The sequence below is a fragment of the Streptomyces fumanus genome (genome assembly GCF_014655295.1).
GTDB lineage: Bacteria > Actinomycetota > Actinomycetes > Streptomycetales > Streptomycetaceae > Streptomyces > Streptomyces fumanus.
This window is the reverse complement of record NZ_BNBI01000006.1, coordinates 45,691-65,505: the sequence shown is the minus strand read 5'-3', so window position 1 is coordinate 65,505 and position 19,815 is coordinate 45,691. Positions and strand designations below refer to the sequence as shown.

The window sequence follows — 19,815 nt, the reverse complement described above, 5'->3', positions numbered from 1 at the left end:
GCCGCAAGCCCCACCATGCGCTATAGGTTGAGAGTGGCGAGGAGCACAGGACGCTCCGGCGCCTTTTTCTTTGCCCTCGGTTGCCTAAAGGCATTAGGAAAATGCATACTTCTTTAGGCAAACGAGAGGATGGTCATGGCACGGGCAGGACTGACCGCGGACCGGCTGATCCGGGCGGGCGCCGAGCTGGCCGACGAGGTCGGCTTCGAGCAGGTGACCCTCTCGGCGCTGGCCCGCCGGTTCGACGTGAAGGTCGCGAGCCTCTATTCGCACCTGAAGAACTCCCGGGACCTGAAGACCGGCATCGCCCTGCTCGCCCTCGCCGAACTCGCCGACCGGGCCGCCGACGCCCTCGCCGGCCGGGCCGGCCGGGACGCGCTGACCGCCCTCGCCGACGTGTACCGGGACTACGCCCGCGAGCACCCCGGCCGGTACGCCGCCGCGCAGTTCCGGCTGGACGCGCGGACCGCCGCCGCCAGCGCCGGGGTCCGCCAGGCCCAGATGACCCGGGCCCTGCTGCGCGGCTACGACCTCACCGAGCCCGACCAGACCCATGCCGTCCGCCTGCTCGGCAGCGTCTTCCACGGGTACGTCAGCCTGGAGCTGGCCGGGGGCTTCAGCCACAGCGCACCCGACAGCCAGGAGAGCTGGGAGCGGATCCTGGACGCGCTGGACGCGCTGCTGCGGAACTGGCCGGCGGCGAAGGCGCCCTGACGGGGCGCGTCCCCGGACACCGGGCCGCGCACGCCCCCGGACACCGGGCCGCGCACGCCCCCGGACGCCGGGCCGCGCACGCCCCTCAGGACGCCGGGGGATCCGTACGCCCCCCAGGACGCCGGGAAACCCGTACGCCCCGGATGCCGGGGGATCCGTACACCCCCGGACGCCGCCGAAACCCGTACACCCCAGGACGCCGGACGCCGGAAAACCCGTACACCCCCGGACACCGGGGAACCCGTACACCCCGACCGCCCCGCCACCCCGTCCCGCCGCACGCCCCACGCCCCACGCCCACGCCCCACCCCGTACGACAGTTGGGACCCACCCCCGTGCACACCGACTCCGCCCTGATCAGCACCCCCCTCACCGCCGAGCTGCTGCGTGGTGCGCTCGACCTGGAGCGCACCGAGCACGGGCTGCTGCCGCACCGGCTGCCCGCGTGGGCCCGCGCGCAGAGCGCCGACCCCCAGCTCGGTCTGGCCGAGGCGCAGCCCTCGGGGGTGCGGCTGGTGTTCCGTACCCGGGCCACCGCCGTGGAGCTGGACACCCTGCCGACGCGGCGCGGCTACACCGGCGCCCCGCCCCGCCCGGACGGCGTCTACGACCTGCTCGTCGACGGCGAGCCGCACGCCCGGGCCACCGCGTCCGGCGGCAACGTCCTCACCACCGACCTGTCCACGGGCGCCGTCGAGCACCACCCCGGCGCCCCCGGCACCCTGCGCTTCACCGGGCTGCCGGAGCGGGAGAAGGACGTCGAGATCTGGCTGCCGCACAACGAGATGACCGAGCTGGTCGCCCTGCGCACCGACGCGCCGGTGGCGCCCGTGCCGGACCGGGGCCGCAGGGTGTGGCTGCACCACGGCAGTTCGATCAGCCACGGCTCCGACGCGGCGAGTCCCACCGCCACCTGGCCGGCCCGTGCCGCCCTGCGCGGCGGCGTGGAGCTGGTCAACCTCGGGCTGGCCGGCAGCGCGCTGCTCGACCCGTTCACCGCCCGGGTGATGCGGGACACCCCGGCCGATCTGATCAGCGTCAAGATCGGCATCAATGTGGTCAACCTCGATCTGATGCGGCGCCGCGCGTTCGGCCCGGCGGTGCACGGCTTCCTGGACACGATCCGCGAGGGCCACCCCACCGCGCCCCTCCTGGTCGTCTCCCCGCTGTACTGCCCGTTGCACGAGGACACCCCGGGCCCCGGCGCCTTCGACCTGGCCGCGCTCGCCGAGGGCCGGCTCGGCTTCCGGGCCACCGGCGACCCCGCCGAGGTCGCCGACGGCAAGCTGACGCTGACCGTGGTCCGCGAGGAGCTGTCCCGGATCGTGCGCGAGCGGTCGGCCGGGGACCCGCACCTGCGCTACCTCGACGGCCTGGAGCTGTACGGGGAGGCCGACCACGCCGAACTCCCGCTCCCGGACGGCCTGCACCCGGACGCCGCCACCCACCTGCGCATCGGCGACCGCTTCGCCGGCCTGGCCCTCTCCCCCGGCGGGCTGCTCTCCTAGGGGCGGTTCAGAACGGCAGGGGCCGGGCGTGGATCACGTCCAGCCGGGACACCGCGCGGGTCAGCACCACGTAGAGCCGGTGCGGGCCCCGGGTCTCCGCCTCGGCGATCGCCGCCGGTTCGACGGCGACGACGTGGTCGTACTCCAGGCCCTTGACGACGCCCGCCGGGACGGCGCAGACCCGGGCGGCCGGTTCCTCGGGGCCGGCCGCCGCGATCCCGGCGGCGGCGAGGGTCTCGCGCACCCGGGGCAGGTCGGCGTCGGCGGCGATCACCCCGATGGAGCCCTCCCGCGCGAGCGCGTCCCGGACGGCGGCCACGACGGCGGCCGGCACCTCGCCGGACCCGACCTGACGGATGGTCAGTTCGCCGTCGCCGCGCAGCGAGCGGGCCGGCGGCACGTCCACGTCGAGCCGGTCCAGCAGCCGGTTGGCGAGGGCGAGGACCGCCTCGGGGACCCGGAAACCGGTGGTCAGCGGGGTGACCTCGGCGTCCGGGCGGCCCAGGTGCCCGAGGACCGCGCGCCAGGAGCGCGCCGCCCACGGGGTGGTGCCCTGGGCCAGGTCGCCGAGGACGGTGAGCGACCCGAAGGCGGCCCGCCGCGCGATCGCCCGGCACTCCATCGGGGACAGGTCCTGGGCCTCGTCGACGACCACATGCCCGTACCCCTGCGGATGGGCGAGGAGTCCGGCGGTCTCGTCGAGGAGGACCAGGTCGGCGGCGGACCAGCGGGCCGACTTCCATGAGCGCGGCGGTCTGCGCCACAGCAGCGCCTTCTGTTCGTCGGCGTCGAGCAGTCCGTCGGCGGCCGCGGCCAGTGCGGCCGGGTCGGTGAGCAGCGCGGCGACCACCTCCTCGGGCCGCACCCGCGGCCAGACCGCGTCGAGGCGGCCGGTGACCGCCCGGGACCGTTCGATCCGCCGGGTCCAGGCCGGGGTGCGGGGCCCGGCGCGGCGCTCGGCCCGGTCCCGGACGTACCGCACGATCCGGGCCCGGACCCGTTCACGCCCGGTGTCGTAGGGCGGCCGTTCCGCCAAGACCCCCTCGACGATCCGCGTCAGCTCCCCGGCCGGGACCCGCCAGCGGTACGACCCGTCCGGTACGGCCAGGTCGCCGGTGCCGTCGGCACTCACCCGCGCGTACAGCGCCCGGCGCAGCACCTCGGCCATGCGGGCGTCGTGCTTGACGGCGGCGGTCCGCTCGCCGTCGGTGCCGGTGACGGGCTGGCGGGCGATCTCCTCGGTGAGCGTCGACTGCCGTACGCCGGTCTCGCCGAGGGCGGGCAGCACCTCGGCGATGTAGCGCAGGAAGGCCCGGTTGGGCCCGAGGACGAGCAGTCCGCCGCGCCGGATGCGCTGGGGGTGGGTGTAGAGCAGGTACGCGGCCCGGTGCAGGCCGACGGCGGTCTTGCCGGTGCCGGGGGCGCCCTGCACGCAGACGGTGGTGGTCAGGCCGGCGCGGACCAGGTCGTCCTGCTCGGGCTGGATGGTGGCCGCGATGTCCCGCATGGGGCCGACCCGGGGCCGCTCGATCTCGCGGGCGACCAGGGCACTGGCCCGGGACTCGCCCCGGCCGAGGTGCTCGTCCTCCAAGCCGGTGAGGTCGGCGGAGTCGCCCGGGCTGCCGGGGGCCCAGCCGAACCGGCGGCGGACGGTGACGCCCAGCGGGTCGCGGGCGGTGGCCTGGTAGAAGGCGCGGGAGACGGGTGCCCGCCAGTCGACCACCAGGGGCGGGGCGGCCGGGTGCTCGGTGACGCGGAGCCGCCCGATGTGCAGCGACCGCTCCTCGGCGGCGTCGGCGAGGTCCAGCCGGCCGAAGAACAGCGGGCCCGGGGGCAGTTCGCGCAGTTCCTTGGCGTGGCTGCGCAGCCGGTACCCGAGGACCTCCGCGTCGGCGCCGGAGGCGGAGACGTCCTCGCCGGTGACGACCTGGTCCTGGGCGCCGTCGACCATGGCGGCGAGGGCGGCGCGGCAGCGCTCGTGATGGGCGCGCTCCTCGGCGAGGGCGCGCTGCGGGGCGGGGTCGGGTGACGTCATTCCCCCGAGCCTACCGGAATGACGTAACCGAGTTACATTTTTTACTGTCTCTCAGGCGAGGTGCGGCAGCCCCCGCGCCAGCCGGTCGAAGGCCCGTTCCGCCGCCGTCACCGCGTCCGGGTGCACCCGGGCCAGGGGCTCCCCGGCCGCGATGCGCCGCCAGTTCTCCAGGGCCAGCACCCGCTGGACGGCGATGATCTGGGCGGCGGCCAGCCGGGCGTCCAGGTCGCCGCCGAGGACCTCGGCGAGCGCGGCCTCGGACCGCTCCTGGAAGCCGTGCAGCCGGGCAGCCAGGGCGGGGGTGCCGTACAGCAGGGTGTGGAAGGCGAGCACTTCGGGGTGGTCGTTCAGGCCGGTCACGGGGTCGTGGCGGTCCAGTCCGGCCAGGAAGTGCCGCCGCAGCGCCGCGAGCGGCGCCGGGTCCTGGCCGGCCACCCGGGCGGCCTCGTCCTCGTGGTCGGCGATCCGGTGCAGGACCAGGTCCTCCTTGGCGGGGAAGTACCGGAACAGCGTCGGCTTGGAGACCTCGGCGGCGGCGGCCACCTCGGCGACGGAGACCGCGTCGAAGCCCTTCTCCAGGAAGAGCCGGACGGCGGTGTCCGACAGCACCTGGTACGTCCGCCGCTTCTTCCGCTCCCGCAGCCCGGTCTCGCTCATGGGGCGAGCCTACGCACTCCCGTCCTCCGCGAGCCGCGGCCACGGCACCCGCGGGCGGGTGTCCCGGCCGGGGCTCCGGCTGACCCGGACCCGCCCGCCGCCGGTGCCGGCCCACTCCTCCAGCACCTCGGCGACCCGGTCCTCGTCCGGCACCCGGGGCAGCCACAGCGGCTCGGCCGCCACCCGCAGGGCGCGGGTCACGTCCGCCGCCGCCCGGTCCAGCTCCGCCTGCCCGAACGGCGCGTTCAGCCTCCGTACGGTGCGCAGCACGTCCGGGAAGAGGGACTGGGCGCGCTCGAACTCCAGGTAGTACCAGAGGTCGTTGGTCACCCCGGCGACGGCCGCGCGGCGCATCCGCAGCATCTCGGCGATCCACGCCCCGACCACCTCCTCCCACTGCCCGGCGGGGTAGCGCATCCGCACCAGGTGGATCGCGAGGTCGTGCAGCGGGTCGCCGTAGGTGGCCAGTTCCCAGTCGATGGCGACCAGCGGCGGCTGCCCGTCGGGCGTGACGATCACGTTGTCGCGGTGCAGGTCGCCGTGGAGCAGGCTGAACGGGCGCGGGGTCAGCTCCGGGAGCCGCTCGCCCCACTCCGCCAGCGCCTGCGGGGGGACGCCGAGCGCCTCGAAGAGGCCGCCGTAGACGCCCCAGTTGGCGCAGACGATCCGCCGGTGGTGGGTGGTGACCAGGGCGCGCAGGAAGCCCCGGCTGTCGGTGCGGTCGCGCGGGTGCTCCAGCGGCAGCGGCGGCAGCGCGGTGCGCTCCACCAGGCAGGTGCGGGCCAGCAGCTTGGCCAGCTCGCGGACGAGGGCGGAGTCCACGGGCGTGCCGTCCGGGTACTGCTCGCCCAGCGGTGTGCCCGGCACGTACACCAGGACCGTGCGGTCGGCGCGCGCCTCCAGGACCCGGGGCACGTACGGCCGCAGCACTCCGGCCGCTTCCAGGATCCGCCACTCCGACCAGGTGCGGACCACGACGGGCAGGGCGTCGGCGCGGCGCCGGCGCAGCAGCACCGTCGCACCGGGCGGCAGGCCGTGGCGCTCGGCCAGGGCGCGGGCCGGCGGCAGTTCGGTGTTCTCGTTGTGGTGGCCGCCCACGGGTATGTGCGCGGTCTCGGACGGGTCGGCGAGGGCCCGACGGTCGCCCGGGGAGGTGGAGTGACGGCGGAAAGGACGGTGCGAGGCGGAATCGCCCATGGGGGGTCCTTGTGCGGCGTGCGGGATGGGGCAGTTCTCGGCAGGGGCGGGCGCGGTGAGCGCCGGAAGTGTCGGAAGGTGCGCCGATATGCGCCTGCGAGAGATGAACTTTCAGCGAGACTTTAGCGCTTCATGTTCGCCTGTGCGTCGCCTGTGCAGGAAGGTGACGCAGCCAACGGGCCAGCGCCGCCATGATCTTTACAGTGCCGGGGACTTCGTCCAGTCCGAGCGGTCCGGCGCCGCGCAGGATGATCCGCTGGAGCCTCGCGGCCGCCCCGGGAAGGGCCGCCCAGCGGGGTCCGGAGGCGCTCCGTAGGGAAAGCGACACGCGGACGACATCCGTGAACACGCTCTGCGCGCATTTGAAATCGGTGATCAGCCGGAGATCGCGCCGCCATTGCCGGGTACCGCCGGGCCGGACCGATTCGACCGCCTCGCACCAGGCGCGCACCAGCCGGTCGCGCTGGCCGGCCCGGTAGTCCATCAGGTAGAGGTGTGTGGCGAGGTCGTACAACGGGTCGCCGATCATGGCCAGTTCCCAGTCGATGGCCCACAGCCGGCCGTCCGGGTCGAGGACGAGGTTCTCGCGGTGCAGGTCGGCGTGGAGCAGGCAGAACGGGCGGTCCGCCAGTCCGGAAACGTTTTTCTCCAGGCGGGCGAGTGTCTCGTCGACGACGCCCAGCTCCCGGAAGAGCCCGGCGAACTCGGCCCGGTGACGCTCGTACACCTGGTCCTGGATGAAGACGATGAGCCGGCGCAGGAAGCCGTCGCTGTCGCCGTCCTGGGGGGCGTCCTCGGGCGAGCAGCGCCGCGGGGCGGTGACCTGGGCGGGGCCGATCGCGGCCAGGTCCCGGAAGAGGGCGGCGAGCTGCTCCAGCACCGGCTCGGGCACCCGCCGGCCGGGGCGGCGGGCGCCGAGGGTGCGGCCCTCGATGAACCGCTGCACCCCCACGCCGCCGATGTCGAGGACCTCCGGGACCTGGGGGAGGCAGGGCCGCACGGACCGCAGCAGTTCCTCCTCCGACCGGAAGCAGCGCCGGTCGAACCAGAGGGCCTCGGCCCGCGGCGCCCTGACCTTGACCCGGCCGCTGCCGTCCGGCAGCCACAGCACGTACGTCTCGTGGTGGTACCCCTTCAGCGGGCCCTCGACCAGGCTCATGTCGCCGCTCGTCGCCTCGGCCCACTGCCGGGCGGCCGACGCCATCGGGGGTGCCATGGTGCGCGTTCTGCCCATTCCGGTGAGGCCGATGGGGTAAGAGGGATGCACGTTACTCCACCGCGCCCGGGCGTGGGTCGCGGACCCGCCCTCCGGGCCTCTTGCGTCCCCTCAGGAGACCCATGCGAGACACCGACGGCACCCGGACGGTCCTCGACGAGCTGCTCGGCCGGGTCGGGGCCGTGCTGTTCGACTTCGACGGGCCGGTGTGCGACCTGTTCGCCGGCCGCTCCACGGCGGGCGTCGCGGCCCGCATCAAACGGGTCGCCGCCCGCCACTGGGGCGCCCTCGACCCGGAGGTCGCCGCCTGCGACGACTCGCACGGCGTGCTGCGCCCGCTGCGGGAGATGTACGAACGCCGGTCACCGGGGCCAGGCGGCGACCGGCCGCTGCGCAGGGCGGAGGCGATCGTGGCGCGGCAGGAGCGCAAGGCCGTACGGAGTGCCGTCGCCGCCCCGGGCAGCACCGAACTGGTCCGCGCCCTGCACCGCGGGGGCATGGCGCTGGCCGTCGCCAGCAACAACGCCGCGCAGCCGGTCCGGGCCTATCTGGAACGGCGCGGCATCCTCGGCGAGTTCGCGGCGGTGTGCGGCCGGGACCCGGCGGACGCCCGCCGGATGAAACCGCATCCCGACTGCGTCCGGCGGGCCCTCGCCGCGCTGGGCCGCTGCCCCGGCTGCTGCCTCCTGGTGGGCGACCAGCTCACCGACCTGAGCGCCGCCCGGGCGGCCGGGACGCGCTTCCTCGGCTACACCGCGGACGCGGCCCGGGCGGAGGAGATGCTGCGCGCGGGGGCGGACGCGGTGATCGGCTCGCACGCGGTCTTCCTGGCCGCCGCCGAGGCGCTGGCCGCCCGCCGCGGTCAGCCGGTCGCCGACTCCCAGAGCGAGTCGAACCAGGCCCGGGTCCGCGCCACGAAGACCGTGCCCTGCGCGTGCGGGTCCTCGCTGGTGACGTAGTGGGTCAGCCCGGCGCCCATGCCGATCACGTCCCTGGTCCGCACCTCCCGCCCGTCCTCCAGCTCGATGACCCGGTCGTACATCTGGTAGTAGCCGTGCAGCACGGCCGTGCCGTTGAGCACATAGACCTTGGCGGTGGGCGACACCGGCACGTACCGGATCTCCAGTGCCGCCGCGGGCAGGTCGCGCAGTGTGGCGCGCAGGGAGGCGGTGTGCCGCTCGGTGATGTCCAGCAGCCGCCGCTTGAGCGCCCGGTCCACGTCGGGGTCCTGGTGGCGCCAGTAGAGCAGCGGATGGTCCGGGGCCGGCAGCAGCATCCGCAGCCGGATGGAGCGGGGGGCGATCTCACCGGCCCGGATGCGGTCCGCCTGGTCGCGGATGTGCGCGTCCAGGGACTCCGAGGTCAGGGTGAAGACGTCCAGGGTGATCTCGGGCCGCTCGAACGCCCGGTTGATGAGGGGGGCCAGGGTGACCGGCCGCCCGCCGGCCGTCGGCGAGTGGATCTGCTGGGTGCGCACCACCCGGGTGCCGCTGCCCTGCCGGGTCTCGATCCAGCCCTCGCGCTTCAGCTCCTTGAGCACCTTCTGCACGGTGTCGCGGGAGACCCCGAACTCCTCGGCCAGTCGCCGCTGGGCCGGCAGCAGGAAGCCGACCGGGTAGACCCCGTCGACCATCCGTGACCGCAGCGCGTCCGCGACGCGCTCGAACTCCCTGCCCCCGGTGTCGCCACCGCCCCTCGCGCCCACACGGTGACCGTACCACTTCCAGTCATTCGGACGGGCCAACTGGCCCTGTAGTTAAGGGATCTCGCGGTACGGGCACCCTGGGGGCAGGGCGGCGACCAGTCCAATTGGACTGCACCTCGACCGCTCCGGTGGTGCCGTTGGGGGAGCCATGATCTTCACACAACTGCTGTCCGTCGTCCTCGCGGCGCTGGTCGACCAGGCGCTGCGCACCGGCCTCGGCGCGCTGTTCCTGGTGTGCCTGGTGCTCATCGGCATCGGCGTCAGGCTGCGCGACGCGGCCTGGGTGACGGCCGGCACGGTCCTCTTCCTGCTGCTGATGACGCAGACCTGACCGGTCAGCGGCGCACCAGCCCGAGCAGCGGTTCCAGGGAGCCGACCACCGTGTCGGCGCCCGCGTCCCGCAGCAGTGCCCGCTTGCGCGCGTCGCGGGCGTACCCGAGGAAGGGCACGCCCGCCCGCCGCGCGGCCTCGTGGTCGGAGGGCGAGTCGCCGATGAAGAGGGCGGCGGCGGGGTCGGCGCCCAGCGCGCCGAGGGCGCGGTGCAGGCTGTGCGGGTCGGGCTTGAGGCGGCTCAGCTCCCGGGTCCGGCCGTAGACGTGCGGCGCGAAGCAGCCGAGCAGGCCCCGGCCGTCGAGGTAGGCGGTGACCACCCGCGGGGAGTTGTTGGTGGCCACGGCCAGCCGGGCGCCGACCGCGCTCCAGGTGCGGATGAGGGGGTCGGCGTACGCGGTCGGCATCGCGCTGCGGGCGGCCCGCAGCTCCTGCTGGGTGAGGCGCTCCTCCAGCTCGGCGACGAGGTCGCTGCCGGGGTGCCGGCGGTCGACGGCGCGCAGCACGGCGTGCGGGTCGGGGGAGTGCCGTTCCGCCTCCGCCAGCAGGCCGGGCAGTCCGCGTCCGGCGAGCCAGTCCACCAGGTCGGCGGCCACCCCCGCCGCGGAGTGGCCGGCGAACAGCCGGCAGATCGGTCCGTCGAAGTCCCACAGGACGTAGCGGACACCGGCGGTGCGCCGCCGCAGGCGCTCGGTGTCCGGGGCGGGTTCGGTCCGGGTCGGGTCAGAGGTCACTAGGAGAGTGTCAGGTCCGTGGTGATGGTTTCCCAGAGGGCGTCGAACCACTTCTGGGATTCCGTCACGAACGCCGCGTCCCGGTGGCCCGCCCGGTTGAGGAAGGAGAACAGCAGCGACTGGGAGCCGAGGGCGTCGTACATCTGGAGGGTCTGGCTCTCCCACTCCTCCTCGCGCCGGGTCAGCATGTAGTAGCCGATCAGCGCCTCCTCGCCGTTGAGCAGGTACAGCTTCATCGGCGGGGTGAACGGCAGCGCGCGGAAGGACGTGCGCACGTCGATGCGGTGGGTGGCCCGCACGGCCTGGAGGTTGTGCTGGAGGACCCGCGCCTGGGCGTTGCGCATCTGCAGCCAGCGCTGGTGCACGGGGTCGTCGTCGGCGGGGTCGGCGGGGTGGCCCTCGACCGAGACGGGGAAGGCGAGGTTGATGTCCCGGGAGGGCATCAGGACGCGTACGGAGACGGACTCCGGGCGTATCCGGCCCTCGTGGATCAGCCGCAGCGGCTCGCTGAGCGCCAGCATCAGCGTCTCGGAGGTGTGGCAGACCACGTCGACCCGGACCTGGGGCACGGAGAACGCCTCCGTCAGCCGCGGCGCCAGCGCCACCATCGTCGGCTGCGGCTCACCGTGCGCCGGGGCGGGCACGGCGATCCGCGGCGGACTGCCCTTGCTGACGTTGCTGAGCAGCCCGTCCTCCTGGAGCGCCCGCAGGGCCTGGCGGACGGCGCCGCGCTCCACGCCGAACTCCTCGGCCAGTTCGGCCTGGGTGGGCAGGCGGTCGCCCGCCTTGAGGTCCCCGACACGGATGCGCTCCCGCAGGATGTCGGCGATCTCCTGGGGGGAGCGCCTTCTGCCGCCGTCCACTGCCACGTTCTCCTGGGTCACATGACCAAACGCTACAACTGTGATCCATCTAAAGGGAGTTGTTTGAAACTTGTTTATAGATAGCAGCCAAGTGGGGACAACCATGGTGAGGTTGGCTGCCAACTTCGCCGAGTTGGCAGCTCGACCCCGGAAGGGGGAACGACATGCCTGTCCTCGCTCTCGTCTCCGCCGTCTTCGCCGTCGGCTTCGAGCAGATCGTCCAGTGGAAGTACGGCGCCGCCGGCATCGTCGGGCTGCTCCTGCTCACGATAGGCGTCAAGGCCAAGAGCCCGGCCGTCAGCTCGGCCGGCGCGGTGGTGCTGGCCCTGCTCGTCGCCGGCCCCGCCCTGTGACGGGGCCGGTCCCGGCCGCGCCGGACCACGGGAGGCGTCACACCGCGAACGTCAGCTCGGTGCTGATCGTCTCCCACAGCGCGTCGAACCACCGCCGGGACTGCTCCACGAACGCCGTGTCCCGCGGCCCGGGACCCCGCTCGAAGCCGAACAGCACGGACTGCAGCCCCTCGGCGTCGTACATCTCCAGGTTCTCGTGCCCCACCTCCTGCTCGCTGCGGGCCAGCGTGTAGTACGCGAACAGCGCCTCCTCGCCGTTGAGCAGGTACAGCTTGACCGGCGGGGTGAAGGGCAGCGCGCGGAAGGAGACCCGCACGTCGATGCCGTGGGTGCCGCGCAGCCCCTGGAGGTTGTGCTGGAGGACCTGCCCCTGGGCGTTGCGCATGGCGAGCCAGCGCCGGTGCACGGGGTCGTCCGGGCCGTCGCCGCCGCGCCCCTGGACCGGCACCGGGAAGGCGAGCGCGATGTCCCGGCTGGGCAGCAGCACCCGTACGTCGATCTTGGCCGGTTTCAGCCGCCCCGCGTAGATCTCGCGCAGCGGCTCCCCGATGGCGAGGGTGAGGGAGACCGAGGTCAGGCACAGGGCGTCGATCCGTACGTGCTCGGCGGCGAAGGCGGCGGCGATCCGGGGCGCGAGGCCGGCCGTGGTGGGCACCGGCTCGGCCGACGGACCGGTGGCCCGGCCCAGGTCGGGAGCGACCGTCGCCGGGCTGCCCTTGGAGACGTTGGTGAGCAGCCGCTCGGACTGCAGGATGCGCAGGGCCTGGCGGACCGCGCCCCGCTCCACGCCGAACTCGTCGGCCAACTGCGCCTGGGTGGGCATCCGCTGGCCGGGCCGCAGCGCCCCGGACCTGATCCGGGCGCGCAGTTCGTCGGCCACCTCGCGGTGCGTCCGCTGTGACCGCTGCACCCTCTTCCGCCCGTTGACGGTGGCAGGTTCCGGCTCCACGACCGAACCCTACAACTTCCCGCCATCTTGCGGCAGTTCACCGGATGGTGGTTATGAGACGCTTCCAAGCGGAGATAAGTACAGTGAAGTTGGCTGCCAACTTGGGCAACATGGTCAGACCTTCCGGGGGTTGGCCAGCACGGTGACAGTTGGGAACCACGTCCCGTCAGGGGACGTCCCGAAGGGGGACCGCCATGCCGCTCATCGCCATCGTCGTCGCCGCACTCGCCATCGGGTTCGAGCAGCTCGTGCAGTGGAAGTACGGGCCGCTCGGCATCATCGCGTTCGTCGCGCTGTCCATCGGCGTCAAGGCGAAGAACACCATGATCGGCGGCATCGGCGCGGTCCTGCTCGTCATGCTGCTCGCCCAGTCCGGCTGACCGACCTCGAACCGCCGTCCGGGTTCTCCTCCGGAGGGGAGCCGGGAGCCCGGACACGCGGGGCACCACCACAACCACAACTGAACAGCACGCTACGGATCAGCACCGCGCCCACCCGCCCCCGGCAGGAAGGAGTCCCGCCTCAGAACATGTCCGGGCACCAAGGCCGCCTGGACGTACGCAGCAGGGCGTCGGCCATCCGGGCGGCGCCCGCTCGTTCTTCCCGGACCCGCCCCAGCGCCGCGAGCCGCACCGCCGACTCGTCGCCCAGCCACAGGGTGGCCAGCTCCCCCGCGCCGAGCACCAGGTCGGCGCCCTCGGCGGTCGCCGTGCAGGACGCCCCCTCGGCGGACGCCTCCAGCCGCCACCGCCCGCCGGCCGGCCCGCCCGGGTCGACGACCTCCAGCACCAGCGTCCCCGGGGCCCCGTAGGTCCGCGCCTCCAGGGCCCGTACGACGTCCAGGATCCGCACCCACAGCCAGTCCGCCTGGGTGACGATGGTGGCCGCCCGCGGGTCGGGCAGGAGGTGCGGGAGCAGGTCGTCGGGGGCCCGCCAGCCGCTGCGCACCCGGGTGATCCAGTCGATCGAGCACAGGTAGAGCCACAGGGCGCGCTCGGCGGCCGGGGTGGTGCCGATCAGCCACTGCACGGTCGCCGTGTTCAGCGGCTGCTTGGCGTCCCCCCAGTGGTCGTCGGCCCGGTAGGCGGCCATGCCCTCCACCTCGCCGGCCGCCGAGCGGTACACGGCGAAGAACGGCTCGGTCCACTCCTTCTCGAACCGCAGCGCACCCGTGCGGACCCGCCACCACACCTCGTTCCGGCTGACCGCGCCCGGCTGCCCGCGGCGCAGCCTGTCGTGCAGCTCGGGGCCGAGCTTGCGCACGTCCTCACCGTCCACCAGGTCGATCCGGCCGCCGTCCGCCGGGCCCGCCCGGCGCGGGTCGAGCCCGGCCCGGGGCACGTCCACGGACCACTCGGTCATCGTGGTGGCCGGGCCGAACCCGTACCGCCCGTAGATCGGGTACTCGGCGGCGATCAGCGTGGCGACCACGTCCCCGCGCTCCCGTGCCGCGGCCAGGTCCCGCGCCATCATGCGGCCGAGCAGTCCCCGGCGCCGGTGGGTCGGGCTGACCGTCACGTTGGAGATCGCGTCGGCCGGGACCGGGGCGCCGCCGACGGCCGTGACCTCCTGGGCGAAGGAACGGAACGTGGCGACGCACCGGCCGGCGTCGAAGGCGCCGAGCAGCCGGCCCGGCACGAACTGGTGCCGCCGGGCCCGCAGTTGCTCCTCGGCGACGACGGGCTCCTGGAGGAACCCGGTGTTCAGGGCGCGGTTCCAGTCGGGGAACTCGGCCTCGGTGATGGGACGGACGTCGATCTCGGCGCGGCTGGTCATGGCCACACCGTAGGTCGCCGGCGGCTCCGGCGTCGCGCCGATTTGTCCGCCGGGGCCGTCCCCGGGCTCACCCCAGCAGGTCCTCGACCTGGGCCTCCCCCTCGCGGTAGCGGCGGGCGATCTCGGCGCTGCAGTCGTCCGCCGTGCGCTGCAGCCGCTGCCGGCGGCCGGAGACCTGGTGCTCGTAGCGCACCAGCCGCCCCATCGCCGCGGTCAGCTCCGGCTCGGTACGGGCCCGCAGGTCCGACAGCTCGACCTCGCCGAGCATCTCGGCGGCCAGTCTGCGGTACTCCTCGCTGTGCGGGGTGCCCAGGGTGACGTGGCGGGCGGACGAACGGTGCCGGGACGGCCCGTCCGTCAGGATCTCCGACAGCCGCTCGACCACGGACGCGCCCCCGGCCGGGGGCGCCGCCGCCGGCCCGCGGCGCGCCAGCTCGGCCCGCAGGATGTCGATGCGGCCCTGCAGGAGCCGCCGTACATAGCTCAGATCGGTCTCCTCGCGCTGCGCGTCCCGGCGCAGCAACCGCAGCTCCGGCAGGCTCAGCGCGGTCAGTTCGTGTCCCCGTGGTGGTGCGGGCAGCTCGGGGCTGTCCGTGCGCTGTACGGGCGGCCTGAGCGACTCCCCGTACGTCAACGGAACAGTGCCCGGCGGCTGCTCGGTACTCGGTGTGCTCATGTGCCTCTACCGTCCCCTCGACCGGCGTCTGGGCACATCGTGCCACCACAGGTGGCCGCTATGTGACCGAGTGCCCACGATCGGCCCCAGATGGGGGGTTCGGGACCGAAAAGAAACCCGTACGGGGCCGCCCGCCGGCGCCCGGGGGGCGCACGGCATCATGGCCCCTATGCGTGCGGTGGTACAGAGGGTCGACGGCGCGAGCGTCGTCGTGGACGGCGAGACGGTCGGCGCGATCGAGGGCGAGGGACTGTGCGTCCTGGTCGGCGTCACCCACGACGACACCGAGGAGAAGGCGGAGCGGCTCGCCCGCAAGCTGTGGACCCTGCGGGTGCTGCACGAGGAGCGCTCGTGCAGCGACACCGGCGCCCCGCTTCTGGTGATCAGCCAGTTCACCTTGTACGGCGACGCCCGCAAGGGCCGCCGCCCCACCTGGAACGCCGCCGCCCCCGGGGAGGTCGCCGAGCCGCTGGTCGAGGAGGTGGTGGCGCGACTGCGCGCGCTGGGCGCGACCGTGGCGACGGGCCGGTTCGGCGCCCAGATGCGGGTGGGGCTGACCAACGACGGCCCGTTCACCGTCCTGCTGGAGGTCTGATCCCTGGCTAGGGCGCGACGACGGTCTCCTGGGCGGCGGCCGTGTCGCCGGCCATCAGCCGGGCGTCCACCGGGACGTTCCGCTTGACCAGGGCCAGCGCGACCGGGCCCAGTTCGTGGTGGCGGGCGGAGGTGGTGACGAAGCCGACCTTGCGCCCGTCGGGGCCGTCGTCGGCGAGCCGGATCTCCGTCCCGGCCGCCGGCAGGTGGACCTCGCTGCCGTCCAGGTGCAGGAAGACCAGCCGGCGCGGCGGCTTGCCCAGGTTCTGCACCCGGGCGACGGTCTCCTGGCCCCGGTAGCAGCCCTTCTGGAGGTGGACGGCGCTGCCGATCCAGCCCAGCTCGTGCGGGATGGTGCGGTGGTCGGTCTCGAAGCCGAGGCGCGGGCGGTGCTGCTCGACCCGGAGCGCCTCGTACGCCAGGATGCCGGCCGGCGGCCCGGCCTCGGCGGCGAACGCCTCCAGGCCGACGCGGGGCAGGAAGAGGTCGCGCCCGTACGGGGTCTCCCGGACGACCGCGCCCTCGGGGGCCCCGGCGATGGAGCCGGCGGGGAGGTGGACCACCGCGGTGTCGGCGGTGCGGTCGGCGACCTCGACCTTGTAGAAGAACTTCATCGACTCCAGGTAGGCGAGCAGCGCCTCCCGGGTGCCGGGCTCGACGTGCGCCCAGACGGTCGTGCCGTCGTCGACCAGGTACAGGGCGTGCTCGATGTGCCCGTTGGCGGACAGGATCAGCGCCTCGGTGGCCTGTCCGGGCGGCAGTTCGCTGACGTGCTGGGTGAGCAGCAGGTGCAGCCAGCTCAGCCGGTCCTCGCCGGTGACGGTGACGACCCCCCGGTGGGAGAGGTCGACGAAACCGGTGCCGTCGGCGAGGGCGCGCTGCTCGCGGAACAGATCGCCGTAGTGCGCGGCGACGCCTTCGTCCGCGCCCTCGGCGGGGACGGCGCCGGGCAGGGACAGCAGGGGGCTTTTCATGGATCCCAGCCTACGACTCGGCAGTTGACGCCTTCGCGGCGCAGTCGCGGCACCGGCCGAAGATCGCGAAGTGCTTCAGGTCGGTGTCGAAGCCGAACTGCTCGCGCAGCTTGGCGGTGAACTCGGCGGCCACCGACAGGTCGGCCTCGATCACATTGGTGCAGTCGCGGCAGACCAGGTGGATGTGGTGGTGCCGGTCGGCGAGGTGGTACGTCGGGGCGCCGTGCCCGAGGTGGGCGTGGCTGACCAGGCCCAGCTCCTCCAGCAGCTCCAGCGTGCGGTACACCGTGGAGATGTTGACCCCCGACGCCGTCTTGCGCACTTCGCCGAGGATGTCGTCGGGGGTCGCGTGCTCCAGGGTGTCCACGGCTTCCAGCACGAGCTGCCGCTGCGGGGTCAGCCGGTAGCCGCGCTGCCTGAGGTCGCTCTTCCAGTCGGTGCTCACCACACGCCAAGTCTAGGGCGCCGGGGCAAGCCGCCTACTTGAAGAAGGCGATCCCGTCGTCCGGGAGGTCGTCGGGCAGGGCCTTGGCCCAGCGCTCCACGTCCTCGGGGGTGACGACCTTCTTCAGGTGGGCCGACATGTAGGGGCGCAGTCCGACCTCGGGGGTCTGCTTCTCGCCGACCCACATCAGATCGCTCTTGACGTAGCCGTACAGCCGCTTGCCGCCGGTGTAGGGCCGGGCGGCGGGGGTGCGCGCGACGGCGTCGGTGACCAGGTCGATCTGCGGCTTCTTGGGGGCCATCTCGCCGTACCAGATCTCGATGACGCCGTCGTCGCGGGTCATGGTGATCTCGACCTTGCGGTCGGCGTCGATGCGCCAGAAGCCGTGCTCGGTCTCCAGCGGACGGACCTTGTTGCCGTCGTTGTCCAGCACCCAGGTGCGGGAGTGGTACTCCAGGAAGTCCCGGCCGTCGTGGGTGAAGCTGACCTCCTGCCCGAAGTTGCACTTCTCGGAGCCGGGGAAGTCGTGCACGCCCGCGCCCGCCCAGTCGCCGAGCAGGAAGGCCAGCGGGACGAGGTCCTTGTGGAGGTCGGACGGGATCTCGATCATGAGCAGCTCAGCAGTCTCGTACGTCGGTGGGGGCGAAGGGTCAGCGCTGGCCCTGGAACAGCTTCTTCACGGTCAGCCCCGCGAAGGCGAGGACGCCGACGCAGACCAGGACCAGCAGGGCTTCGAAGAACATCTCCACGGGGTGCTCCTTGGGCGGGGGTGCGGTGGTGTGCACAGGGCCGTGCCCCAGCTTACGCGGCCCGGGGACGGCTCTCTCCGCGAGGTGCGCCGGGGCCCGCCCCGTACGATGCGGCCATGGCGAAGAAGCTCGTGATCAAGGTGACCGCCGGGGCCGACGCCCCCGAGCGCTGCTCGCAGGCGTTCACGGTGGCGGCGGTGGCCGTGGCCAGCGGGGTGGAGGTGTCGGTCTGGCTGACCGGCGAGTCGGCGTGGTTCGCGCTGCCGGGGCGGGCCGCCGAGTTCGAGCTGCCGCACTCGGCGCCGCTGCCGGACCTGATCGACTCGCTGCTGGCGGGCGGCCGGCTGACGCTGTGCACGCAGTGCGCGGCCCGCCGGGAGATCACCGAGAAGGACGTCATCGAGGGCGTGCGGATCGCCGGGGCGCAGGTCTTCGTGCAGGAGGCGCTGGCCGAGGAGACGCAGGCGCTCGTCTACTGACGCCCGTAGGCGCTGGCCGAGGAGACGCAGGCGCTGGTCTACTGACGACCGTCGGGGCGGCGCCGCTTGCCGTCCAGCTCGTCCCACCACTCGTCGGACCGCGGGTCCCCGGAGGGGTCGTCCCACCAGCGGTCCTCGGGGCCGCGCCGGTTGGCGACGATCGCCGCGAACGGCGGGATGACCATGGCGACCACGCACATGCCGACGGCCACCGGCACCGACCAGATCCGCACGACGGCCCAGGCCAGGACGAACAGCGTGACGCAACTGCCCATCATGGCGAAGTACACGTGACGTCGTCGTGCGTACATGCGTCCAGGGTAGGCCCGGACGCGCCGGAGGGACCGCTCCCCGGGTGTCCGACCCCGGGGAGCGGTCCCTCCGCCGTGTGTGCCGTCAGACGGCGATGGCGACCTCCGCCAGGCCGCCCTTCTGGGCGACGACGGTGCGGTCGGCGGTGCCGCCCGGGACGAGCGCGCGCACGGTCCAGGTGCCCTCGGCCGCGTAGAAGCGGAACTGGCCCGTCGCGGAGGTCGGCACCTCCGCCGTGAACTCGCCGGTGGCGTCCAGCAGCCGGACGTAGCCCGTCACCGGCTCGCCGTCGCGGGTCACCTGGCCCTGGATGGTGGTCTCACCGGGCTTGATCGTCGAGGCGTCCGGGCCGCCGGCCTTCGCTCCACACATGTCAGTCGTCCTTAGGGTCGCAGCGGATTACTTGCCGGCGCCGAGCTCGATCGGCACGCCGACCAGGGAGCCGTACTCGGTCCAGGAGCCGTCGTAGTTCTTGACGTTCTCCACGCCCAGCAGCTCGTGCAGGACGAACCAGGTCAGGGCGGAGCGCTCGCCGATGCGGCAGTAGGCGATGGTGTCCTTGGACAGGTCGACGTTCTCCTCCTCGTAGAGCTTCTTCAGCTCCTCGTCGGACTTGAACGTGCCGTCGTCGTTGGCGTTCTTCGACCACGGGATGTTGCGGGCGCTGGGCACGTGGCCCGGGCGCTGGGACTGCTCCTGCGGCAGGTGGGCCGGGGCGAGCAGCTTGCCGGAGAACTCGTCGGGCGAGCGGACGTCGACCAGGTTCTGGCTGCCGATGGCCTTCACGACGTCGTCGCGGAAGGCGCGGATCGCGGTGTTCTGCGGCTTGGCCTTGTACTGGGTCGTGGGGCGCTCGGGCACCTCCTCGACCAGCTCGCGGGCGTCCAGCTCCCACTTCTTGCGGCCGCCGTCGAGGAGCTTGACGTTCTCGTGGCCGTAGAGCTTGAAGTACCAGTAGGCGTAGGACGCGAACCAGTTGTTGTTGCCGCCGTAGAGGATCACCAGCGTGTCGTTGGCGATGCCCTTGGCCGACAGGAGCTTCTCGAAGCCCTCCTGGTCGATGAAGTCGCGGCGGACCGGGTCCTGCAGGTCCTGCGTCCAGTCGATCTTGATGGCGTTGCGGATGTGGTTCTTGTCGTACGCGGACGTGTCCTCGTCCACCTCGACGATCGCGATGGCGGGGTCGTCCAGGTGCTCCTGGACCCAGTCGGCGTCGACCAGGACGTCGCTGCGGCTCATCTCTTCTCCTCCGGGGCAGTTACGGCGGGGCGTGCGAGTGCGGGGGGCGCGCGGGCGCTCGTACGGGCGCGGCGCGGCGCGGGGCCCTGGGCAGGGCGGTGGGGAACGCGGGGGCCGGGGCCCGTCCGCTCAGAAGGGGCGACAGAGCATGGCGGCAACGCGGCACAGGTCCACTGCCCGCCGCTTCGTGAGATCCGCCTGTCGCCTCATGCCGTCGATCGTAGGGAGGGACCGGTGGGCGTGTCACCGGCATGTCGGATACTGAGACGCGATCGTCCGTAATGTGGGACGATCGAGGTGGCGGGGTCGC

25 protein-coding genes are annotated in these 19,815 nt (G+C 73.4%); 8 read left to right on the top strand and 17 right to left on the bottom strand.

The window, feature by feature from the left end:
* The first annotated feature begins 135 nt into the window (after window positions 1–135).
* Window positions 136–714 carry a TetR/AcrR family transcriptional regulator gene (locus IE316_RS14470; RefSeq protein WP_190204721.1) on the top strand — a complete coding sequence of 193 codons (579 nt, stop codon included), beginning with the start codon at window positions 136–138 and terminating at the stop codon, window positions 712–714.
* 320 nt (window positions 715–1,034) lie between these two features.
* Window positions 1,035–2,222, top strand: coding sequence for a GDSL-type esterase/lipase family protein (locus IE316_RS14465; protein ID WP_373311187.1), 1,188 nt, complete (start codon window positions 1,035–1,037; stop codon window positions 2,220–2,222).
* A gap of 7 nt (window positions 2,223–2,229) precedes the next feature.
* Here the strand turns inward: IE316_RS14465 and IE316_RS14460 are convergent, their stop codons facing one another.
* From IE316_RS14460 to IE316_RS14445, 4 genes are all read right to left on the bottom strand, one after another.
* The gene (locus tag IE316_RS14460; protein WP_190204720.1) at window positions 2,230–4,257 is read right to left on the bottom strand and encodes a HelD family protein; all 2,028 of its coding nucleotides are present in this window, start codon (window positions 4,255–4,257) and stop codon (window positions 2,230–2,232) included.
* 51 nt (window positions 4,258–4,308) lie between these two features.
* Window positions 4,309–4,914 carry a TetR/AcrR family transcriptional regulator gene (locus tag IE316_RS14455; RefSeq protein WP_190204719.1) on the bottom strand — a complete coding sequence of 202 codons (606 nt, stop codon included), beginning with the start codon at window positions 4,912–4,914 and terminating at the stop codon, window positions 4,309–4,311.
* A 9-nt stretch (window positions 4,915–4,923) separates the two neighbouring features.
* The gene (locus IE316_RS14450; RefSeq protein ID WP_190204718.1) at window positions 4,924–6,111 is read right to left on the bottom strand and encodes a phosphotransferase family protein; all 1,188 of its coding nucleotides are present in this window, start codon (window positions 6,109–6,111) and stop codon (window positions 4,924–4,926) included.
* Between the two features lie 130 nt (window positions 6,112–6,241).
* Window positions 6,242–7,327 (bottom strand): aminoglycoside phosphotransferase family protein, encoded by a 1,086-nt coding sequence (locus IE316_RS14445; protein ID WP_190204717.1) that lies wholly within the window; start codon window positions 7,325–7,327, stop codon window positions 6,242–6,244.
* Window positions 7,328–7,449: 122 nt separating this feature from the next.
* Between IE316_RS14445 and IE316_RS14440 the strand changes: the two genes are divergently transcribed.
* The gene (locus IE316_RS14440) at window positions 7,450–8,286 is read left to right on the top strand and encodes an HAD family hydrolase (protein ID WP_190204716.1); all 837 of its coding nucleotides are present in this window, start codon (window positions 7,450–7,452) and stop codon (window positions 8,284–8,286) included.
* Here the strand turns inward: IE316_RS14440 and IE316_RS14435 are convergent.
* Entirely contained in the window at window positions 8,190–9,032 is an 843-nt protein-coding gene (locus tag IE316_RS14435; RefSeq protein ID WP_190204715.1) for a GntR family transcriptional regulator, read from the bottom strand. The genes IE316_RS14440 and IE316_RS14435 overlap by 97 nt on opposite strands.
* A gap of 148 nt (window positions 9,033–9,180) precedes the next feature.
* Between IE316_RS14435 and IE316_RS14430 the strand changes: the two genes are divergently transcribed.
* Window positions 9,181–9,363: a hypothetical protein gene (locus tag IE316_RS14430; protein WP_190204714.1), complete on the top strand. Its 183-nt coding sequence runs from the start codon at window positions 9,181–9,183 to the stop codon at window positions 9,361–9,363.
* Between the two features lie 4 nt (window positions 9,364–9,367).
* Here IE316_RS14430 and IE316_RS14425 read toward each other — a convergent pair whose 3' ends face one another.
* Window positions 9,368–10,096 carry an HAD family hydrolase gene (locus IE316_RS14425; RefSeq protein WP_373311184.1) on the bottom strand — a complete coding sequence of 243 codons (729 nt, stop codon included), beginning with the start codon at window positions 10,094–10,096 and terminating at the stop codon, window positions 9,368–9,370.
* The gene (locus tag IE316_RS14420; RefSeq protein WP_229910396.1) at window positions 10,096–10,980 is read right to left on the bottom strand and encodes a winged helix-turn-helix domain-containing protein; all 885 of its coding nucleotides are present in this window, start codon (window positions 10,978–10,980) and stop codon (window positions 10,096–10,098) included. The genes IE316_RS14425 and IE316_RS14420 overlap by 1 nt, the downstream gene beginning before the upstream one ends.
* 143 nt (window positions 10,981–11,123) lie before the next feature.
* Between IE316_RS14420 and IE316_RS14415 the strand changes: the two genes are divergently transcribed.
* Complete coding sequence (locus tag IE316_RS14415) at window positions 11,124–11,312, top strand: hypothetical protein (RefSeq protein ID WP_190204712.1); 189 nt, start codon at window positions 11,124–11,126, stop codon at window positions 11,310–11,312.
* A gap of 37 nt (window positions 11,313–11,349) precedes the next feature.
* On the opposite strand, the gene IE316_RS14410 is transcribed toward IE316_RS14415, so the two are convergent.
* Entirely contained in the window at window positions 11,350–12,261 is a 912-nt protein-coding gene (locus IE316_RS14410; protein ID WP_190204711.1) for a GntR family transcriptional regulator, read from the bottom strand.
* Between the two features lie 194 nt (window positions 12,262–12,455).
* On the opposite strand from IE316_RS14410, the gene IE316_RS14405 reads away from it, so the two are divergent.
* Window positions 12,456–12,641: a hypothetical protein gene (locus IE316_RS14405; RefSeq protein ID WP_190204710.1), complete on the top strand. Its 186-nt coding sequence runs from the start codon at window positions 12,456–12,458 to the stop codon at window positions 12,639–12,641.
* Window positions 12,642–12,783: 142 nt separating this feature from the next.
* Here the strand turns inward: IE316_RS14405 and IE316_RS14400 are convergent, their stop codons facing one another.
* Both IE316_RS14400 and IE316_RS14395 read right to left on the bottom strand, forming a co-directional pair.
* Window positions 12,784–14,037 carry a GNAT family N-acetyltransferase gene (locus IE316_RS14400; protein WP_190204709.1) on the bottom strand — a complete coding sequence of 418 codons (1,254 nt, stop codon included), beginning with the start codon at window positions 14,035–14,037 and terminating at the stop codon, window positions 12,784–12,786.
* A gap of 67 nt (window positions 14,038–14,104) precedes the next feature.
* Window positions 14,105–14,713 carry an RsiG family protein gene (locus tag IE316_RS14395; RefSeq protein ID WP_190204708.1) on the bottom strand — a complete coding sequence of 203 codons (609 nt, stop codon included), beginning with the start codon at window positions 14,711–14,713 and terminating at the stop codon, window positions 14,105–14,107.
* 169 nt (window positions 14,714–14,882) lie between these two features.
* Between IE316_RS14395 and dtd the strand changes: the two genes are divergently transcribed.
* The gene (dtd, locus tag IE316_RS14390) at window positions 14,883–15,308 is read left to right on the top strand and encodes a D-aminoacyl-tRNA deacylase (RefSeq protein WP_190204707.1); all 426 of its coding nucleotides are present in this window, start codon (window positions 14,883–14,885) and stop codon (window positions 15,306–15,308) included.
* Window positions 15,309–15,315: 7 nt separating this feature from the next.
* Here dtd and ygfZ read toward each other — a convergent pair whose 3' ends face one another.
* Genes ygfZ through IE316_RS14375 form a run of 3 tightly spaced genes read right to left on the bottom strand, consistent with a single transcriptional unit; the run spans window position 15,316 to window position 17,336 of the window.
* A complete protein-coding gene (gene ygfZ / locus IE316_RS14385) occupies window positions 15,316–16,281 on the bottom strand; it encodes a CAF17-like 4Fe-4S cluster assembly/insertion protein YgfZ (RefSeq protein ID WP_190204706.1) in 966 nt (321 codons plus the stop codon).
* A 10-nt stretch (window positions 16,282–16,291) separates the two neighbouring features.
* Window positions 16,292–16,729 carry a Fur family transcriptional regulator gene (locus IE316_RS14380; protein WP_190204705.1) on the bottom strand — a complete coding sequence of 146 codons (438 nt, stop codon included), beginning with the start codon at window positions 16,727–16,729 and terminating at the stop codon, window positions 16,292–16,294.
* Between the two features lie 31 nt (window positions 16,730–16,760).
* Window positions 16,761–17,336, bottom strand: coding sequence for a heme-binding beta-barrel domain-containing protein (locus IE316_RS14375; protein WP_190204704.1), 576 nt, complete (start codon window positions 17,334–17,336; stop codon window positions 16,761–16,763).
* Window positions 17,337–17,591: 255 nt separating this feature from the next.
* Here IE316_RS14375 and IE316_RS14370 point away from each other — a divergent pair, with 255 nt between their 5' ends.
* Complete coding sequence (locus IE316_RS14370; RefSeq protein ID WP_190204703.1) at window positions 17,592–17,954, top strand: DsrE family protein; 363 nt, start codon at window positions 17,592–17,594, stop codon at window positions 17,952–17,954.
* Between the two features lie 38 nt (window positions 17,955–17,992).
* Here the strand turns inward: IE316_RS14370 and IE316_RS14365 are convergent, their stop codons facing one another.
* The 4 genes from IE316_RS14365 to IE316_RS36240 all read right to left on the bottom strand — a co-directional run bounded on the left by IE316_RS14365 (window position 17,993) and on the right by IE316_RS36240 (window position 19,715).
* Window positions 17,993–18,265: a DUF3099 domain-containing protein gene (locus tag IE316_RS14365; protein WP_190204702.1), complete on the bottom strand. Its 273-nt coding sequence runs from the start codon at window positions 18,263–18,265 to the stop codon at window positions 17,993–17,995.
* A gap of 85 nt (window positions 18,266–18,350) precedes the next feature.
* On the bottom strand, window positions 18,351–18,638 hold the full coding sequence (locus tag IE316_RS14360) for a DUF1416 domain-containing protein (RefSeq protein ID WP_190204701.1): 288 nt from the start codon (window positions 18,636–18,638) through the stop codon (window positions 18,351–18,353).
* 27 nt (window positions 18,639–18,665) lie between these two features.
* Entirely contained in the window at window positions 18,666–19,505 is an 840-nt protein-coding gene (locus IE316_RS14355; protein ID WP_190204700.1) for a sulfurtransferase, read from the bottom strand.
* A 129-nt stretch (window positions 19,506–19,634) separates the two neighbouring features.
* Window positions 19,635–19,715, bottom strand: a complete 81-nt coding sequence (locus IE316_RS36240; RefSeq protein WP_351055874.1) for an Ms5788A family Cys-rich leader peptide — start codon at window positions 19,713–19,715, stop codon at window positions 19,635–19,637.
* Window positions 19,716–19,815 lie beyond the last annotated feature (100 nt).

Excerpts from the sequence above, each read along its gene's own strand:
- IE316_RS14470 (WP_190204721.1), top strand. The coding sequence starts at position 136 with ATGGCACGGGCAGGACTGACCGCGGACCGGCTGATCCGGGCGGGCGCC.
- IE316_RS14460 (WP_190204720.1), bottom strand. The coding sequence starts at position 4,257 with ATGACGTCACCCGACCCCGCCCCGCAGCGCGCCCTCGCCGAGGAGCGC.
- IE316_RS14455 (WP_190204719.1), bottom strand. The coding sequence starts at position 4,914 with ATGAGCGAGACCGGGCTGCGGGAGCGGAAGAAGCGGCGGACGTACCAG.
- IE316_RS14450 (WP_190204718.1), bottom strand. The coding sequence starts at position 6,111 with ATGGGCGATTCCGCCTCGCACCGTCCTTTCCGCCGTCACTCCACCTCC.
- IE316_RS14445 (WP_190204717.1), bottom strand. The coding sequence starts at position 7,327 with ATGGCACCCCCGATGGCGTCGGCCGCCCGGCAGTGGGCCGAGGCGACG.
- IE316_RS14440 (WP_190204716.1), top strand. The coding sequence starts at position 7,450 with ATGCGAGACACCGACGGCACCCGGACGGTCCTCGACGAGCTGCTCGGC.
- IE316_RS14430 (WP_190204714.1), top strand. The coding sequence starts at position 9,181 with ATGATCTTCACACAACTGCTGTCCGTCGTCCTCGCGGCGCTGGTCGAC.
- IE316_RS14415 (WP_190204712.1), top strand. The coding sequence starts at position 11,124 with ATGCCTGTCCTCGCTCTCGTCTCCGCCGTCTTCGCCGTCGGCTTCGAG.
- IE316_RS14405 (WP_190204710.1), top strand. The coding sequence starts at position 12,456 with ATGCCGCTCATCGCCATCGTCGTCGCCGCACTCGCCATCGGGTTCGAG.
- IE316_RS14400 (WP_190204709.1), bottom strand. The coding sequence starts at position 14,037 with ATGACCAGCCGCGCCGAGATCGACGTCCGTCCCATCACCGAGGCCGAG.
- IE316_RS14395 (WP_190204708.1), bottom strand. The coding sequence starts at position 14,713 with ATGAGCACACCGAGTACCGAGCAGCCGCCGGGCACTGTTCCGTTGACG.
- dtd (WP_190204707.1), top strand. The coding sequence starts at position 14,883 with ATGCGTGCGGTGGTACAGAGGGTCGACGGCGCGAGCGTCGTCGTGGAC.
- ygfZ (WP_190204706.1), bottom strand. The coding sequence starts at position 16,281 with ATGAAAAGCCCCCTGCTGTCCCTGCCCGGCGCCGTCCCCGCCGAGGGC.
- IE316_RS14375 (WP_190204704.1), bottom strand. The coding sequence starts at position 17,336 with ATGATCGAGATCCCGTCCGACCTCCACAAGGACCTCGTCCCGCTGGCC.
- IE316_RS14370 (WP_190204703.1), top strand. The coding sequence starts at position 17,592 with ATGGCGAAGAAGCTCGTGATCAAGGTGACCGCCGGGGCCGACGCCCCC.
- IE316_RS14365 (WP_190204702.1), bottom strand. The coding sequence starts at position 18,265 with ATGTACGCACGACGACGTCACGTGTACTTCGCCATGATGGGCAGTTGC.
- IE316_RS14360 (WP_190204701.1), bottom strand. The coding sequence starts at position 18,638 with ATGTGTGGAGCGAAGGCCGGCGGCCCGGACGCCTCGACGATCAAGCCC.
- IE316_RS14355 (WP_190204700.1), bottom strand. The coding sequence starts at position 19,505 with ATGAGCCGCAGCGACGTCCTGGTCGACGCCGACTGGGTCCAGGAGCAC.
- IE316_RS36240 (WP_351055874.1), bottom strand. The coding sequence starts at position 19,715 with ATGAGGCGACAGGCGGATCTCACGAAGCGGCGGGCAGTGGACCTGTGC.